Origin of the sequence: Pseudomonas sp. EL_65y_Pfl2_R96 (assembly GCF_963970905.1) — a bacterium.
GTDB lineage: Bacteria > Pseudomonadota > Gammaproteobacteria > Pseudomonadales > Pseudomonadaceae > Aquipseudomonas.
Genome location: NZ_CAXAQH010000077.1, coordinates 1 through 2,037, shown reverse-complemented (window position 1 = coordinate 2,037; position 2,037 = coordinate 1). Strand labels below are relative to the sequence as shown.

Genomic DNA, 2,037 nt, shown 5'->3' with positions numbered 1-2,037 from the left:
GGGCGTTACCCCGAAGACCTCACCGACATATGATCCGGCTTTGTCCCTTACCATCCAGGACGGATTACAGGTTGCCCGGCAACAAGCTGCGTCGCATCATCATGTGATGCTGACGTTCGGCTTCTCCACCCTGATCGACTTTTTGAGCTGGATCGCCGCTCTTGCCATCGGCCTGAAGGTCGCGGCGACGTTGATCGTGCTGATAGTAAACAAGGACATGCGCGATCAACCCGGATGGGGATCGGCCTTGTGGTGGGTGACCAAGATAACCCCGATCGTCGCGGTTTCCTGTCTCATCTGCATTGCCCTGCGGCAACGCGATACAGGGTTGGTCTGGTTCTACTGTGCTGCGGGGCTGTTCGTTGTGGTCGCGGTGCCGCTGAAGATCCGGCAGCGGGGGACTGTCAGGATTTCCGTGTGTGGGCGGGCATAATGGGTAAAGAGGAGATCCCATATGTCCCGACGCAAAGAACCTGCGATACCGAATGAGCTTCTCGACCAGTTGCTGGCGGGCGGTGCCGCGAGTGCTGCATTTGACCAAGGTGGCCTGCTCGATTCGCTGAAGAAGGCGCTGACCGAGCGCGCGTTGAACGCGGAGATGGATCATCACCTGGCCGGCCAGGACGGTGCCGGCAACACGCGCAACGGCTACGGTCGGAAGACCGTGATGACCGACACCGGCAAGCTGGCGATCGACGTGCCACGCGATCGTCAGGCGAGCTTCGATCCGCAGTTGATCGCCAAGTATCAGCGCCGCTTTCCCGGCTTCGACGACAAGATCGTGTCGATGTATGCGCGCGGCATGAGCACCCGCGAGATTACCGGGCATCTCCACGATCTGTACGGGATCGACGTGTCGCCGGATCTGATCAGCACGGTGACCGACGCCGTGCTCGACGAGGTGGCGACGTGGCAGCAGCGGCCGCTCGATCCGATCTACCCGCTGGTTTTCTTCGACGCGATCCGGGTCAAGATCCGCGACGAGGGCATAGTTCGCAACAAAGCCATTCACATCGCGCTGGGCGTTCGCGCCGACGGCGCGAAGGAGGTCCTCGGCCTGTGGCTCGAGCAGAATGAGGGTGCGAAGTTCTGGCTGCGGGTAATGAACGAGCTGCGCAACCGCGGCACCGAGGATATCCTGCTCGCCGTCGTCGATGGCCTCAAGGGCTTCCCCGAGGCGATCACCGCCGTCTTCCCCGACGCGATCGTCCAAACGTGCATCGTGCATCTGCTCAGGAACTCGATGGACTTCGTGTCCTGGAAAGACCGCAAGAACCTCGCCAGCGCGCTCAAGGAGATTTACCGCGCGCCCAGCGCAGAGGCGGCCGAACAGGCGCTGAGCGCGTTTGAGGCCGGCCCCTGGGGCCAACGCTATCCTGCCATCGGCCAAAGCTGGCGGCGCGCCTGGGGCGAAGTGATCCCGTTCTTTGCGTTCCCCGACGAGGTCCGCCGGATCGTCTACACCACAAATGCGATCGAGGCTTTGAACTCGAAGCTCAGACGCGCCGTCCGCGCCAGGGGCCATTTTCCCAGCGACGAGGCTGCCACCAAGCTGCTCTATCTGATCTTGAACCGATCGGAGAAAGAGTGGAAAATGCCGCCACGGGAGTGGTCCATGGCCAAGGCCCAGTTCGCCGTCATCTTCGGCGAGCGCTTCATCAGGGCCATGGCGGCGTAATGTTCAACCGCCCGCCCACACACGGAAATCCTGACAGTGCCGCAGGCTGCCCAATCGGCCCTTCCCGCCAGTAGCTCCCCGCCCAGCCCCACCAAGCGCCCCTCCAAGCGAACCGGCGACTTGATCTGTCGTCCCAGCTTGCCGATCGTGACCTTCGGAGATCCGCTGGCTCTGGCCGGTCGATGAGCGCTCTTCCAGGCCCTGTGAGCTTGAGCCGGTCGTCCGATCAAACTTCTCGACGTTGGTATTTGCGGAACTACCGGCACCAGATTCGAAGCCCGAAGAGCGTTCCGTCGAGGTTCCAAAGGCGCTGCGGTTGGTATGCGTGCTGGTCAGGATCTCTTGGGCGGCATTTTCGA

General features: G+C 62.1%; 3 protein-coding genes. 2 read left to right on the top strand and 1 reads right to left on the bottom strand.

Annotated features, from left to right (window positions below):
* Positions 1–433 (top strand): hypothetical protein (locus AACY49_RS29450; protein ID WP_339527682.1); only part of this gene is annotated, 433 nt, incomplete at its 5' end.
* 21 nt (positions 434–454) lie between these two features.
* A complete protein-coding gene (locus AACY49_RS29445; RefSeq protein ID WP_112921552.1) occupies positions 455–1,678 on the top strand; it encodes an IS256 family transposase in 1,224 nt (407 codons plus the stop codon).
* A gap of 3 nt (positions 1,679–1,681) precedes the next feature.
* On the opposite strand, the gene AACY49_RS29440 is transcribed toward AACY49_RS29445, so the two are convergent.
* Positions 1,682–2,037 (bottom strand): hypothetical protein (locus AACY49_RS29440; RefSeq protein ID WP_339527680.1); only part of this gene is annotated, 356 nt, incomplete at its 5' end.

Excerpts from the sequence above, each read along its gene's own strand:
- AACY49_RS29445 (WP_112921552.1), top strand. The coding sequence starts at position 455 with ATGTCCCGACGCAAAGAACCTGCGATACCGAATGAGCTTCTCGACCAG.